11 protein-coding genes are annotated in these 14872 nt (G+C 67.5%); 5 read left to right on the top strand and 6 right to left on the bottom strand.

The window, feature by feature from the left end:
- Positions 1-38: 38 nt before the first annotated feature.
- From prs to hemL, 3 genes are all read right to left on the bottom strand, one after another.
- Positions 39-893: a ribose-phosphate diphosphokinase gene (prs, locus tag Hhyl2_RS12425; RefSeq protein ID WP_483551087.1), complete on the bottom strand. Its 855-nt coding sequence runs from the start codon at positions 891-893 to the stop codon at positions 39-41.
- 327 nt (positions 894-1220) lie between these two features.
- On the bottom strand, positions 1221-2021 hold the full coding sequence (locus Hhyl2_RS12420) for an HVO_0234 family beta-propeller protein (RefSeq protein ID WP_483551086.1): 801 nt from the start codon (positions 2019-2021) through the stop codon (positions 1221-1223).
- A gap of 1 nt (position 2022) precedes the next feature.
- Complete coding sequence (hemL, locus tag Hhyl2_RS12415) at positions 2023-3360, bottom strand: glutamate-1-semialdehyde 2,1-aminomutase (RefSeq protein ID WP_483551085.1); 1338 nt, start codon at positions 3358-3360, stop codon at positions 2023-2025.
- 283 nt (positions 3361-3643) lie between these two features.
- On the opposite strand from hemL, the gene nasA (Hhyl2_RS12410) reads away from it, so the two are divergent.
- The 3 genes from nasA (Hhyl2_RS12410) to Hhyl2_RS12400 all read left to right on the top strand — a co-directional run bounded on the left by nasA (Hhyl2_RS12410) (position 3644) and on the right by Hhyl2_RS12400 (position 7888).
- Positions 3644-5677: an assimilatory nitrate reductase NasA gene (gene nasA / locus Hhyl2_RS12410; RefSeq protein ID WP_483552027.1), complete on the top strand. Its 2034-nt coding sequence runs from the start codon at positions 3644-3646 to the stop codon at positions 5675-5677.
- 316 nt (positions 5678-5993) lie between these two features.
- The gene (locus tag Hhyl2_RS12405; protein ID WP_483551084.1) at positions 5994-7760 is read left to right on the top strand and encodes a nitrite/sulfite reductase; all 1767 of its coding nucleotides are present in this window, start codon (positions 5994-5996) and stop codon (positions 7758-7760) included.
- A gap of 2 nt (positions 7761-7762) precedes the next feature.
- Positions 7763-7888 carry a hypothetical protein gene (locus Hhyl2_RS12400; RefSeq protein WP_483551083.1) on the top strand — a complete coding sequence of 42 codons (126 nt, stop codon included), beginning with the start codon at positions 7763-7765 and terminating at the stop codon, positions 7886-7888.
- Between the two features lie 35 nt (positions 7889-7923).
- Here the strand turns inward: Hhyl2_RS12400 and nasA (Hhyl2_RS12395) are convergent, their stop codons facing one another.
- Positions 7924-10029 carry an assimilatory nitrate reductase NasA gene (gene nasA, locus Hhyl2_RS12395; RefSeq protein WP_483551082.1) on the bottom strand — a complete coding sequence of 702 codons (2106 nt, stop codon included), beginning with the start codon at positions 10027-10029 and terminating at the stop codon, positions 7924-7926.
- A 545-nt stretch (positions 10030-10574) separates the two neighbouring features.
- Here nasA (Hhyl2_RS12395) and Hhyl2_RS12390 point away from each other — a divergent pair.
- Positions 10575-11897 (top strand): MFS transporter, encoded by a 1323-nt coding sequence (locus Hhyl2_RS12390; RefSeq protein ID WP_483551081.1) that lies wholly within the window; start codon positions 10575-10577, stop codon positions 11895-11897.
- Positions 11897-12481, top strand: coding sequence for a molybdenum cofactor guanylyltransferase (mobA, locus tag Hhyl2_RS12385; RefSeq protein WP_483551080.1), 585 nt, complete (start codon positions 11897-11899; stop codon positions 12479-12481). Before Hhyl2_RS12390 ends, mobA begins: the two co-directional genes overlap by 1 nt.
- A 311-nt stretch (positions 12482-12792) precedes the next feature.
- Here the strand turns inward: mobA and Hhyl2_RS12380 are convergent, their stop codons facing one another.
- Positions 12793-13434 carry a chemotaxis protein CheC gene (locus tag Hhyl2_RS12380; RefSeq protein WP_483551079.1) on the bottom strand — a complete coding sequence of 214 codons (642 nt, stop codon included), beginning with the start codon at positions 13432-13434 and terminating at the stop codon, positions 12793-12795.
- Between the two features lie 31 nt (positions 13435-13465).
- Entirely contained in the window at positions 13466-14842 is a 1377-nt protein-coding gene (locus Hhyl2_RS12375) for an ABC transporter substrate-binding protein (protein WP_483551078.1), read from the bottom strand.
- Positions 14843-14872: the final 30 nt, after the last annotated feature.

Raw genomic sequence — 14872 nt, 5'->3', positions numbered from 1 at the left:
CAGGTGGAGATCGGACGGAGACAGCTGCTACCGCCGGCTCAGAGTTCTTCGGCCACGACCGGTGCCGCGCTGACCTCGCTGACGGCCCGTTCGAGCGTGTCGGTACCGTAGACGGCTTCGACGCCGGCCGTCGACAGTTTCGTCAGCGCGTTGCCCGCGAGCATCGGGTGGACGCAGGTGACGAAGACGCGGCTGGCAGCCCGTTCGTCCAGCACTGCCACCGATTCGCTCATCGTCGACCCCGTAGCGATGATGTCGTCGACCAGCACGACGTCCCGTCCCTCGACGGCGGCGTCGCTGGGTGTGATCGTGATCTCGCCGCTGTCGTAGTCCCGATCCTTCTCGAAGTAGTCGGTGTCGCCGGCACCGTAGGCGTCGCGCGCGGTCACGGCGAGGTCGATGGCGCCCTCGTCGGGCGAGAGGAACAGTGGGTCCGCGAGGTCGTCTGGGAGCGGGTCGGCCAGCACGCCCGCGGCGTCGACGTCGATGGCCGGGACGTCGAAGAACGCACAGACGCTCGGTTCGTGGGGGTTGACAGTCACCACGCGGTCGGTCCCACTGGAGATAGCCCGCGCCATCGCCCGCGAGGAGACCGGCTCGCCGGGCTTGAACGCCTCGTCCTGGCGGGCGTAGCCCATGTACGGCAGGACGGTGACGACCTCACTGGCGCCGGCCTCGCGAGCGGCGTCCTGTAGCTGGAGCACCTGGACGTGGGCGTCGCTGTCGACCGTCGAGGCGACGACGACCGCCCGCTCGCCGGCGACAGCCTCGGGAACGCGGACGACGTGTTCCCCGTCGGCGAACTGTTCGTACTCGACACGCCCCAGTCGGTCGCCGGTGGCGTCGGCCAGCGCCGCGGCGAACGACTGTGTGGCTTCCCCGGGGATAATCATGTGTGGGGCGTGGCTGGCCGGGCTAAACCCTGTTTCGATTCTAGCGCTCTGTGTCGTTGGGTTTCCTCCGGCCGAAGGGCCAGTCGTACCGCTGTACCGTCCGAAAGCCCCGACACGCTCGCCTCCCGCGACCGCGACTGCGCGCCTCGCTCCGCTCGGTGCTTGTCGGGTCGGGGTTCGGCGAGCGTGTCGCCCCTTTCAGTCCCACCCCCTCGGTCGTGTCACCGGGTGCTGGATGCCGGTTGTCTCACCGGCAGGCTCTCGGCGGTCGTCTCACCAGCAGTACCCTGGCGGCTGTATCACCGGGCGAACACATCGTGGCCGCGGTCAGGCCACGGCCACACCGACAACCTCGGGCACGCCCAGCGAGCGCTGGCGCCACCCCCCCTGGCCGTCGGCGGTAGCTTCGTCGGCGGTGTCGACGAGGAAGGTCCCGGCGTCGGTGATGGCGTAGGTTTCGTCGCCGTAGGTCACGTCGACGACGCGTTCGTCGACCGGGAGCCCGCAGCGTTCCCAGCGGTCGCCGTCGCGTTCGAAGAGCCCATCGGCGGCCGCCGCGTGCACGCGCTCGCCGTCGCTGGCGACGGCCTGGTGACCGCCCGAACGCACCTCGCTCCAGTCCGCTTCTCCCCGTTCGTAGAGGCCGTCGGCGGTCGCCGCGTAGCCGGGCGCGACGTCGGTGACGTCCGCGAGACCGAGCCGCTGCAGATCCGGGAGCGCGTAGACCCCGTCGGCGGCCGCCAGCAGGCCATCTTCGATGGCTCGGACGTCGGCGACCTCCCCCAGGGACTCCCAGGCGCCGTCGACGTACCGCGCGACGCGGCCGTCGCCGGCCGCGAGCAGGCCGTCGCTGTCGTAGCCGACGGCCGTCGCCGGACCGAAGCCGGTGGCCGCGAAGCCGTCGTCGGTCAGCACGAGGACCGACTCCTCGGTCGCGACGGCTATCTCGCCGTCCGACCCGGCTACATCTCGGGCGGTACAGCGCTCGGCCAGGCTGAACCGGCCGATCTGGCCACCGGCGGTCTCGACACGCGTCACGCCCAGCCCGGAGGCGACGTAGGCGTGGGTCTCCGGGCGCTTCTCGCCGTACATCCGCTTCTCCGAGAGGGCGATATCGTCGTCGGACACGTCATATCGCCTCTTTGTACGCTTCGAGGGCATCGTCTATGTCTTCGTCTGTGTGCGCATCACAGATGAACTGTGACTCGAACTGGTTCGCCGTCAGGAACACACCCTGCTCTTTCATCGCGGGCCAGAACAGCCGCTCCCAGCGCTCGGTCTCGGCCTGTGTGATGTCGTGGCCGTTCTTCGGACAGTGCTCGAAGCGGGGGCAGTCCTCGCGCTGCTGGCAGCCCGCCTCGCAGTGACCTTCGAAGGAATCGGGTGCATCGCGCGTGAACACGACCTTGAACATCGAGTCGGTGCCGACGACGGTGTACTCGGGGGCGCGGTCTTCGAGGATGTCCTGGAGGCCCGAGCGCAGCCGCTCGCCGAGGCCGTTGACGTGGTCGTAGACGTCGTGCTCGGCGGCGTAGCGCAGCGTCTCCAGCCCGGCGGCCATCGTCACCGGGTGGCCCGAGAAGGTACCCGACTGGAAGACGTCGCCGGCGGGGGTGAACTGCTCGATGATCTCGCTCTTCCCGCCGATAGCGCCCACCGGGAAGCCGCCGCCGACGATCTTCCCGAACGTGGTTATGTCCGGGTCGATACCGAACTTCCCCTGTGCGCACTGGAGCCCGCCGACGCGGAAGCCCGTGATAACCTCGTCGAAGATCAGCAGCGAGCCGTGGTCGTCACACAGCTCCCGCAGCGTCTCGTGGTACCCCTCGACAGGCTGGACGATGCCGTAGTTGCCCAGGATCGGTTCCGTGAGGACGGCGGCGATCTCCTCGCCGTGCTCGGCGAACACCTCGCGGGCGGCTTCGGCGTCGTTGAACGGCACGGTCAGCGTGTGTTCGGCGAAGCTCTCGGGGATGCCGGGACTGGAGGGAGCGGTGTGGTCGCCTTCACCCTCGACCAGCGTCGACTCCTGGGCGCCGTGGTAGCCGCCCTGCATCACGAGGATCTTATCGCGGCCGGTGTAGCCGCGGGCCAGACGGACCGCCGACACCGTCGCCTCGGTCCCGCTGTTGACGAACCGGACCATCTCGACGCTAGGGACGTGCCGGGTGACGAACTCGGCCAGTTCGACCTCGACCTCCGTCGGGGCGCCGTACATCGGCCCCTCTGCGGCAGCCTGCTGGACGGCCGACTGGACCTGGTCGGGCAGGTCGTGGCCCAGCAGGAGCGGCCCGTAGCCCATCACGAAATCGATGTAGCGGTTCCCGTCGGCGTCGACGACGTGGCCGCCGTCGCCCTTCTGGACGAAGAACGGGTAGGGGCGGATCGCCCGCACGGAGGAGTTGACACCGCCTGGCATGACCGACAGCGCACGGTCGTACAGCGCTCGCGACTGCTCGTGGTTCATACCCCCGGGTTCGACTGCTCGCAGAAAGAAGCTGTTGCTCCCGGCGGTGGACGAACGGTCACCGGCCGCCGCTGGCGCTCCGCCGCGCCGCTCGGCTGTACGAATGTATCTTTAGAATGGGTTCTGGGGAAGTTTCGTAAAGAGATACTGTTTTACAGTGCCTGTTCCTGTGGTTATACACTGGAATGCAACTGGAACCCCTCATTACTGTCAGTTCGAGTGGACGGACGGGCGCCCGCTCGGCGCGTGGTGCGGTGTGAGCGACTGGATCCCGACGACGTGTATGCGGTGTGCGGTCGGCTGTGGCCATATGCACCGCGGTGCGGACGTGGGCTACGGTATCGACGTCGCCCGCGGCGACGCGGCACACCCGGTCAACCAGGGGCTGGCGTGTGCGCGGGGCATCCGCGAGAGCAAGGACCCCGACGGCGACTGGCTCTCCCGGCCCTTGGTCCGCAGCGACGGCGAACTCCGCCAGACGACCTGGGACGTGGCTATCGCGCGGGCCATCGAGGGACTCCGCGAGGCTCACGAGATCGACCCCGATTCCGTGGCGGTCCTGGGCAGCGGGCAACAGACCAACGAGGCCGCCTACGCGCTGGGGAAGGTCGCCCGCGGTGGCTTCGCCACGCGCAACTACGACGCGAACACGACGCTGTGTATGGCCAGCGCCGTCACGGCCTACTACCAGGCCTTCGGGAGCGACGCGCCGCCCTGCACCTACGCCGACATCGAGGACGCGGACCGGCACGTGATCTGGGGGGCCAATCCGGCGGTCGCCCACCCCGTGATGTTCCGCTGGATCCGCCAGGCGGCGGACGAGGACGGCGTCGAGATCGTCGTCGTCGACCCGATCCGCTCGGAGACCGCCGAGAACGCCGAGCGCCACGTCGCGCCCGACCCCGGCAAGGACCTGGCGTTCGCACGCGCGGTCCTGGCCCGCATCGTCGAGACCGACCGCGTCGACACCGTCTTCGTCGAGACCGCGACCGAGGGGTTCGACGATCTGCGGTCGTCGCTTCCCGATGCCGAGAGAGCGGCCGCCGCCGCCGGCGTCGAGATGGACGCGGTCGACATGGTCGCCGACGCCCTCGACCAGCGGGCGTTGCTCTACTGGGGGATGGGCGTCAATCAGCACGTCCAGGGGACCGAGACCGCGCGTGCACTGATCGACCTGACGCTGGCGACGGGCAACCTCCGGCCCGGCGGCGGCCCGTTCTCGCTGACGGGGCAGGCCAACTCGATGGGCACCCGAATCTGCTCCTCGAAGGGGTCCTGGCCCGGCCAGCGGGCCTTCGAGGACCCTGACCATCGCCGTCTCGTCGCCGAGGAGTGGGACGTGCCGGTCGACCGCCTGCCCGACGACCCCGGTCCCGGCCCTGTCGGGATGCTCGAAGCCGGCCCCGAGGCCGTCTGGACGGTCGCGACCAACCCCGTCGCCGGAATGCCCGAGGCCGACAGCGCCCGCGAGGCGCTGGAAGACGCCTTCGTCGTCGCCCAGGACGCCTTCCACACCGAGACGACCGCCGTCGCCGACGTGGTCCTGCCGGCGGCGACCTGGGGCGAGAGCGAGGGGACGACGACCAACATGGAACGGACCATCTCTCGCGTTCGAGCCGCGACGGAGATCCCGAGCGGCGTCCGGCCGGACCTGGGCATCATCGCCACCATCGGCTCCCGGCTGTTCCCCGGCCTGTTCGACTCGACGTCGCCCGACCCCGAGACTGTCTTCGCGGAGTTCACCGGACTCACCGAGGGGACCGTCGCCGACTGCTCGGGGATCACCTACGACCGCCTGGAAGCCGAACACGCCGTCCGCTGGCCGGCACCAGATGCAGACAGCTCGGGCGGCTACCGGTACCACGACGACGAGTCCTGGCAGTTCCCGACGGCGTCGGGCCGCGCCCAGTTCTCGACCGGTCGCCAGCAGTCGCTCCCCGAACCCACCGGCGAGGAGTACCCGCTGACGCTGACGACCGCTCGCGAAGCCGACGGCTACAACACGGGGGTCCGCTCACGTGGTGGCGCTGCCGGCGATCTCGTCGCCCGTATTCATCCCGACACCGTCGACGCGCATAGCGATCGTGTCGTCGACGACCGCATCGAGATCACCTCCCGCCGGGGGGCCGTCACCGCACGCATCGACCGTGATGAGGGCGTCCCCCAGGGGATGGTCTGGCTCCCCATCCACCACCCAGCGACCAACCGACTGACCCTCTCGGACCGGGACCCCCAGTCCAAGGAACCGCACTTCAAACAGTGTGCGGTCAAACTGGCCAGTCCCGAGGCAGACCTGCCGCCGGCGACCGCCGACTGAGACCCGGACCCTTCGTTCTCACCGCCGTGTGTCTGCTCTCTCCTGCCCGTGAGCCTGCTGCTCGCGAGCGAACCACCCCGGTGGACGAACGTTTCCCAGCCGACCGATTGTTGGACGAACCCGAAGTCGCGGTCGGATCGCCTCCCTGTCAGAGACCGTACCGACCGAATGCTAGTCTGGTGTGTTTTGTATGGGTGTTTTTTAACGAATAGGCTTATTGGGGAATGGAATAGTGCGTAGATACGAGAAATACCAAACATGAATTCAGATAATAGACTGAAAACCAAACAAAAAGTACATTCTAAACTCGACAGCCATGGCGCATAAGAAAGAGGACATCAAGGACGAGCTGTACGGCGACGCGGTCAGAGAGAAAATCGAGGCGTTCGCAGAGCGCGGCTGGGACTCGATCCCCGAGGACGAACGCGAGGAGTGGTTCTCCCGGTTCAAGTTCTGGGGCGTATTCCACCACCGGGGCGGCCAGGAGTCGTACTTCATGATGCGGCTGACCAACTGCGGGGGCATCCTCGAACCCGGGCAACTGCGTGCGATCGGCGAGGTTGCCCGCGAGTACGCCCAGGGGCCCGCCGAGAACCCCGAGTTCGGCAACGGCTGGATCGACTTCACGACCCGCCAGTCCATCCAACTGCACTGGCTCAAACTGGAGGATATCCCAGAGATCTGGGAGAAACTCGAAGCAGTCGGCGTCTCCTCGCGTTCGGCCGGCGGTGACACGATGCGCAACATCTCGGGCTGTCCGGTCGCCGGCAAGGCCGAGGAGTACGTCGACTCCCGCCCGATCTTAGACGAGATCCAGGAGACGATCCGCGAGGACGACGACCTCTCGAACATGCCCCGGAAGTTCAACATCTCGGTGTCGGGGTGCAAACAGGGGTGTGCCCAGGACGCGATCAACGACATCGGGCTGGAGCCGGCCCACAAGTTCATCGCAGGAGAGGAGGTCGAGGGGTTCAACGTCCGCGTCGGCGGCGGTCTCGGTGGCCGCCAGCCACGTGAGGCCCGCCCGCTGGATCTGTTCGTCCGGCCCGAACACGCCGTCGAGACGGTGCGTGCGTTCGTCGAGTACTACCACGAGGACGGCAACCGCCAGAACCGCTCGAAGAACCGGGCCCGCTTCTTCGTCGACGAGCACGGCACCGACGCCATCCGCGAGGAACTGGACGAGCGCCTCGACTTCGAGTTCGAGTCGGCCGGGACGGACTTCCGCGGTGGCTACACCTACAACGCCGGCAAGCCCGGCGAGCGCGGCGCCCACGACCACGTCGGCGTCTACGATCAGGCAGACGGGCAGAACTACGTCGGGCTCTCGGTCCCCGTGGGCCGCTTACCGGCCGCCGAGGCAATCGAACTGGCCGATCTGGCCGAAGAGTACGGCTCCGGCGAGGTCAGGCTGACCCGCCGGCAGAACCCGCTGCTCATGGACGTCCCCGACGGGAAGGTCGACGAACTGCTGGGCGAACCGCTCCTGTCCAAGCACTCGCCGGAGCCGAACCCGTTCGTCCAGGGCGCGATGGCCTGTACCGGCACCGAGTTCTGCTCGCTCGCGCTCACGGAGACGAAAGCCCGGATGGCCCGCCTGCTCCGGTGGCTCGGGGACAACGTCGACGTCCCGGACGACGTCGACCGCATCAAGCTGCACTTCTCGGGCTGTACGGCCGACTGCGGCCAGGCGATGACCGCCGACATCGGCCTCCAGGGGATGCGTGCCCGCAAGGACGGCCAGATGGTCGAGGCCATGGACGTCGGCGTCGGCGGCGGTATGGGCGAGGACCCGACCTTCATCGAGTGGGTCCGCCAGCGCGTCCCCGCCGACGAGGTGCCGGGGATGATCGCCAACATAATCGAGGCCTACGCCGCGCTCCGTGAGGAGGGACAGACGTTCCGCGAGTGGGTCGACGCGACGGGCCACGAGACCATCGTCGAACTCGCCGAACCCGAGGAGGTCGAGGGGTACACGGACCCCTGCCTGGCCGACGGCAAGCAGTCGTGGTATCCCTTCGACGACGGCGACAGCCCCGCACCGACCGACGCCAGCGGCCAGCCACTCTCCGCGGACGATTGACTATGCACGAGAACCAGGCGGTCTCCGACGGCTGCGGCCCCGACGAGCCTGGGTCCGGCGCGGGACCGCTGTCGACGGCCGACAGCCAGGTCGTCGCCTACGACGTCGCACCTGAACTGCTGGAGTAGGAGACGACTGCTTCTATCGAACGCTGGGTACGCTCTCAGCGCGTGACGCCGGGGCTCGTGTGGACGACACCGTCACGCCTGACCGGCGGGGACCTGTCGGGCGCCGCCAACCGGACCGCACACTGCTTGTAGTTGGGCTCGTTCGACTCTGGGTCGATCTCCGGGAGCGTCAGGTCGTTGACCGACGGGTGGTGGACGTCCATCCAGATAGCGCCCGTCGGGATGCTGTCGTCGGGGACGAGCGTCACGTCGACGCTGGCCCGGCGGGACTCGACGACTGTGCGACCACGGTCGAGCAGTTCGACGTACTGGCCGGCCGTCTCGGGGTGGATGCGGGCGCGCGGCACGTCGTCGGCCGTCTCCCGGTTTCGGACACCGGTGTTGTACGCGCCGGCGCGGCGACCGGTCGTCAGCACGAGCGGGTACTCGGGGCCGGTCGGTTCGGGGACCCCGCGGTACTCGGTCGTCGCCGAGAACCGCGCCAGCCCGCTCTCCGTCGGGAACTGCCAGTCGCCGTCGTCGTGATACCGGTAGCTCCCCTCGCTCTCCGTGTCGGGTGCCGGCCAGCGGACGGCCAGTTCACTCTCCAGGCGGTCGTAGCTGATTCCCGAGCAATCGGCGGGCGTGCCGGCAGTGAGGTCACGGATCTCGCCGAAGACCGACTCGGGATCCGGCGAGGCCGTCTCGAACAGGGCCGCGTCGAGCCGGTTCCCGATGGCGGCGATGATGTCGAGGTCGTGCCGGACCGTGTCGATCACGTCGCTCACGGCGGTGACTCTGGCGACGCGCCGCTCCATGTTCATCACGGTGCCCTCGCTCTCGCCCCAGGTCGCCGCCGGCAGCACTACGTCGGCGTGTTCGACCGTCTCCGAGCGGAAGGCGTCCTGGACGACCAGGAAGACGTCGTCGAGCGCGCGCTTGACGTTGGTCGCGTGGGGCATCCCGGCCGCCGGGTTCGTCGCGACCACCCAGCACGTGTCGATGTGACCTCGGTTGATCCTGTCGACGATGCCGACCGGACCCGGGCCAGGGTCGTCGGGGAGTCGGTCGACGGGCACGTCCCACGTCTCGGCGACCGTCTGCCTGTGATCGGGGTCGTCGAATGCCTGGTGGCCCGGCCAGGTCCCCTTCGAGGAGCAGACCCGGGTGCCCATGGAGTTCGCCTGTCCCGTCAGCGAGAACGGGCCGCTGCCCGGTCCCATGTTCCCGGTGGCCAGACAGAGGTTGATGAGCATCCGGGCGGCGGCGGTCCCGTGGGTGCTCTGATTGACGCCCATCCCCCAGTACAGGAGAGTCGGGTCTGCGAAGGATTCGGCCAGTTTCGCGACCGTCTCCGTCGAGACGCCAGCGGTCTCGGCAGCCGCCTCGACGTCCGGAAGGGCGGCGACGACCTGGTCGAACCCTTCGGTGTTAGCGTCGACGAACTCACGGTCGATGCTGTCGGTGTCGATCAGGCGAGCTAGGATCGCGCGTGCGAGCACGAGGTCAGTGCCCGGTTCGGGAGCGACGTGCCGGTCGGCGTCGGCGGCGGTCTCGCTCGCGACCGGGTCGACGACGATCAGCCGACTCTCCGACTCGCTCGCGCTGTCGAGGAGCCAGCGGTACAGTACTGGGTGGGCGACCGCCGGATTCGCGCCCCAGACGACGTGGGTATCGGCCGCCGGGATATCGTCGTACGTACAGGGCGGCGCGTCGCTGCCGAAGGCGTCGTAGTAGGCGGTGACCGCGCTAGCCATACACAGCGTCGTGTTCGCGTCGAAGTACCGGGTCCCGATCCCGCCTCGCGCCAGTTTCCCCAGCGCGTAGGCGGCCTCGTTGGTCTGTTGCCCGCTGCCCAGGACGGCGATCCTGTCGCGGTCCTCGCCGATCGTCTGGAGGAACTCCGCGGCGACGGTCCCCAGGGCCGTGTCCCAGGTCGTGGGTCGGAGCGTATCGCCCCGGCGGATCAGTGGTTCTGTCAGCCACTCCCCGTCTGGGTTCTTCGTCTCCCGGATACCCCGCTCGCAGGCGAGCCCGTTCGAAGTGGGATGTCTGTGGTCGCCCTGGACCTCGTCGACGCCGTACCCCTCGTCGACACCGCGCTGGAGTTGCCCGCAGCCGACCGCACACCGCATACACGTCGTCGGTTTCCACTGGGTCATCGATGGCCCCCCGGCGTCCGCCGCGCTCCGCGCTCGCTCTCGAACCCCGTCCGGTCACGGCACAGGACCGAGCAGCACCGAACGAGATTCGGCTGATGATCGTACATTTGTACGGTTTATACTCGGGGTATTGTTGGCTAAACTCGCGAATAATACTTTCGATGAGCGAAAATATCTCCCAATAAGACACAAATGATTAACACAGATATTCCGCCTGGAGTCACACCGAACCCGTCGTCGCCGATATGGCTGTCTCCCGACGGCCGGTCACGACCGATTGACGATTCCGGAGATACCCCACCGACTATTTGACGTTGGGAAATCCCGCCGGCAGAACCGGACCAGCGGCCCCCGAGGTTTGTGGGTCGTTCGACAATGGAAGATTAATTCCGTGTTTGTAAACGGATACCGTTATGAGGTACTGAATCATTGCCTGAATCAGCTATAATGTGTTCGAACGTAGTAGAAAAACCGAATAAGTTTCGTGAAGTACAATTCAATTCGTCCGGGGCTGCACGCCCGTCCACGCCCGTGGCGGTGGTAGCATGGGTCTGATCAGGATGACGAAGTACCGGACGCTGCTGCTCGCGACGATCGGGTTCAACTTCTCGTTCCTGATCTGGTTCTCCTTCGCCCCGTTCACGGGACCGATGGCCGAGGAGTTCGGCCTCTCGACGGCCGAGATCGGGATCCTCGCGAGTTCCGCTATCTGGATGGCTCCGTTCGGCCGGATGCTGACCGGCTGGCTCTCCGATAAGTTCGGCGCGCCGACCATCTTCGCCATCGTACTGGCCTACGTCGGCGTGTTCTCGATGGCGAGCGCGTTCGTTCAGGACTACTCGCTGTTCTTCGTGACCCGGCTCATCGTCGCGACGGCCGGCATCACGTTCGTCATCGGCATCCAGCACGTCGCCGAGTGGTTCGAGGAGGAGAACCTCGGGCTGGCAGAGGGCATCTACGCCGGCGTCGGCAACGCCGGTGCGGCCGGTGGGGCGCTCGTCCTCCCGCGTGTCTTTGGCAGCGGATGGAGCGGACCGCTGTTCTCGACGAACTGGCGGGCCGCCTTCTTCTACACCGGCATCGTCTCGATATTCCTCGCGGTCGCGTACTATACGCTGGGCGAGGCTGCAAAGAGCGAGGAGAAGCGCCAGGCGACCAAGGACAACGCGAGCTTCAAAGACTGGCTCCACACCGCCACCCGCTACGGAACGGTCGTCCTCGCACTCGCGTACGTGATGACTTTCGGCCTCGAACTGTCGATGAACGGCTGGCTCGCGACCTACTACCGCGAGGCGTTCAACCAGGACAACCTCGTCGTCGCCAGCACCTTCGCCGCGACGTTCTCCGTCGCCGCGGGCCTGCTCCGGCCCATCGGCGGCTACGTCAGTGACGTCCTCGCGCGCAAGGAACAGGACATCCTGCCGTTCTTCACCGGGCGGTACCGCGAACAGTGGACGTTCGTCACGCTGTGTTTCGTCGTCGTGACCATGTTCGCGATGACGCTGGCGGGCCTCTCCGGTGTCCTGATGGGCGCCGTCGTCGTGGGCTTCCTCGTCGGGACGGCCTGTGCGTTCGCCGAGGGCTCCATCTTCGCGATGGTCCCCTCGATGTTCCCCAACAGCTCCGGCGCGGTCGCGGGCGTCGTCGGCGGCATCGGCACCGTCGGCGGCATCATCTACCCGCTGATCTACTCCGCACCGTGGCTGGCGAACCTCCATCTGGGCTACTCCATCGTGGCCGCATCCATGATCCCCATCGTGTTGCTGTCGGCGTGGGTGTTCCGTCCGGAGGTCGCGAAAGTCGCCAACACGGCCGGGTTCGTCGGGAGCAACGGACAGACGGAGGCGGCGGTCTCCGGGGACGACTGATGCAGTCGGCAGTGGTCCTGGCCGGCGGCTACTCGACCCGGTTCGGACGGCAGGACAAGGCGGTCGCCGAACTCGACGGCGAGCCGCTGATCCGCCGAGTGGTCGACGGCGTCGAGTCCGCGGTCGACGAGGTCGTGATCAACTGCCGGGACGAGCAACGCCCCGCCATCGCCGAAGCTATCGGCGGGCGCGACGTCCGCTACGCGGTCGACCCCGTGCCAGACGGCGGCCCGGTCGCCGGTATCCGGACCGGCTGTCGGGTCGCCCGCAGCGAGTGGACGTTCGTGACGGCTTGTGATACGCCCTTCCTGAAGTCGTCGCTGGTCGAGACGCTGTTCGACCGGTGTGCCGGCGACGGCGCGGTCCCGCGGATCGCCGGTCGGCTCCGCCCGCTCGCGGCCGTCTACGACACCGACGCGGCCGTCGACGCCTGCGAGACCACACTCGGGATGGGGTCGCGGGCGGCCACCGACTTCCTCGACCGGCTCTCGCCGGCCGAGGTCGTCGACCCCGCGCCACCCGAGACCGTCGCGGATATCGACACGCAGGCGACGCTCAAGTCGCTGTGCTCGCGGTCGACCTGACGATGCTCGACACTGTCGCGCACCCCGTTTCGGACACGAGGGGCCCGGCCAGGCCGGGAGTCGGCACGACCGACGCGCCCGACGACGTCCGGGGGGTGTTCGGCGCGGGTCGATAATCACAGCGGACGGCGGTCTACCGCCGTCGACGACGGGGGTCCGCGGCCCCCGATATCCAACCGCGCCCCGACGGGGACGGTTTCGTGTCCAGAGCCCCGTCGGACACGCCTTTTCCCGACGAGCGCGGGACCGGTCCGGCTGCTCGCCGTCACTACGAAGCCACCGAAGACGCTGTGAGAAGTGTCCGTCGTGGCTCAGATCACGTCGCCGGCGTCGGTGTCCGCGGCGACGTCGGTGTCGAGGTCGATGTTCTGGATGAGGTCGACCAGCGCCGCCAGTTCCGGGAAGGTGTAGACGGTCATCCCGAGGTCGCCGCCCTCGACCGTGATCCGGGAGTTGATGACGAAGACGAGTTCGGAGTCGGGCCACCCGCCCATCTCGTCGACGATCCCGGCGGCCGGGCCGAAGACGAAGTTCGGCGTCCCCATGTCGATGGTCGTCCGGAGGACGTTGGCCCAGCCGTCGATGAAGCCGGAGGTCATGATGTTGCCGATCTCCTGCATCGCCGACCGCTCCATCTCGCTGAACCCGTCGTCGTCGCTGGGCTCGCCCATCCCACCCATCATCGCGCCGGCCAGGCGCTTGCTGTCGGCCGGTTCCAGCATGAACAGGACGTAGCCGTGGGGTGCCTCGTTCAGGGTCACGTAGATACCGACGCGCTGCTCGTTCCCGATGTGTGTCTTGACGTCCTCGATGTCGAGGAAGTTGATCTGTGAGGTCTGGACGCCGGCGTCGAGCCCGGTCAACTGTCCGAGGTGATCCGCGACGGTACTCGACCCCTCCTTTGCCATCTGGTTGAACAGATCCAGCTTCCTGACGTCGACTTGCAGACTCATGGTAGCGCGGTCGGCTGACTCGGTTCCCGCATTATCCGGTCTCCGTCGTCGGTTCGTACGGCCCCATCTCCCGGCAGTCGTCGGCCGGGTCCTCGTCACAGCCGTAGCCGACGTCCCGGGTGATCGTGACGAAGTCGTAGAAGAGGCTCTCGGCCTGGTCGGCCGCTGGCAGTCCCTCGACGACCGGGACCGGCCGGATGGCCTGGTGATCGCAGGCCCGGAGCGTCTCTTGCCCCATCCCGAACGCGTAACTGTGGCCCTCCAGTTCCTTGATGACCGTCGGCGGCTCGAAGGTCTCGGCCCGCTCGACGGCCGACGCGTACTGGAGCGTCTGGGCGTAGGCGAGGTGGGCCTGATCCGAGGGGAGGCGCCAGTTCGGCCGTTCGGAGGGGTTCCCGAACTCCTGCTGGAACGCGTCCCGGAACGTCTTCGACAGCGGCGTCTTGATACTCGGGTCCCACGAGATAGTTCCGATGACCCCCTCGATGGCCTCGCCGGCCAGCGTCGCCGTGGTCCGACTCAGCAGCGGTGCGACGATGTCGATGTCGTCCTCGAATACCTCCCTGGCCTGGCGAATCGCGTTCGCCCCGTCGATACCACGATAGGACAGCGCGAGTACGTCCGGGTTCGCGGCCTTGGCCTCCTCTAGTTGCGGGCCGTACTCGGAGGTCCCGACGGTCGTCTGGACGTCCCCCTGGTAGTCCCAGTTGTTGTCGAGCAGCAGTCGCCGTAACTCGTTGGCCTGGGTGAACCCGAAGTCGGAGTTGGCGTGCAGGCCGAAGACGCTGGCCCGGTCGCCGAACCGATCCAGCAACACCGGCACGAGCGCCTGGGCAGCCATCTTCGGGTTGAACATCTCCTGGAACGCGTAGCGCGAACAGTCCGCGCCGGTGACGTTCGTCCCGGGTGCGAAGCCGATCATGTGGACGACGCCTCGCGGGTGACAGACGTCGAACAGCTTGACGGCGGTGTTCGCCGAAGAGCCGCCGGCGATCATCACCGCCCCCTCCCGCTCGATGAGATCCCTGACGACGCTGACAGCGGTGTCGGGGGACGACTCCGTATTGGCCGTCGCCATCTCGACGGTCCGTCCGAGTACTCCGTCCCCACTCAGTGCCGGGAACTTCCCACTATCGACCCAGCCGCCACCCTCGTTGAGGTGTTTGACGGCTAGTTCGAAGCCCCGTTCCTGTCGTTCGCCGTCGGACCCGAACGGGCCCGATAGCGCGACCGGGAACCCGAAGGTGACGGTGTCCTCACCGACGGGTTGGTTCGCGTACTTGCTCGCTGTCGGTGTGCCTCCCCCGCCACCGCCACCACCCATACAGCCGGCGATCCCCACAGTCGCCGTCCCAGCCCCGACGGCCCGCAGGACCGACCGCCGCGTCTGTTGTCCATCATCGGTCATGCACGAGAATTCGTTTCGTCTTATATAATA

This window comes from Haloarcula sp. H-hyl2 (assembly GCF_056934385.1).
Note: the sequence above shows the minus strand (reverse complement) of the source record. Positions and strands in the feature narration are given on the sequence as shown.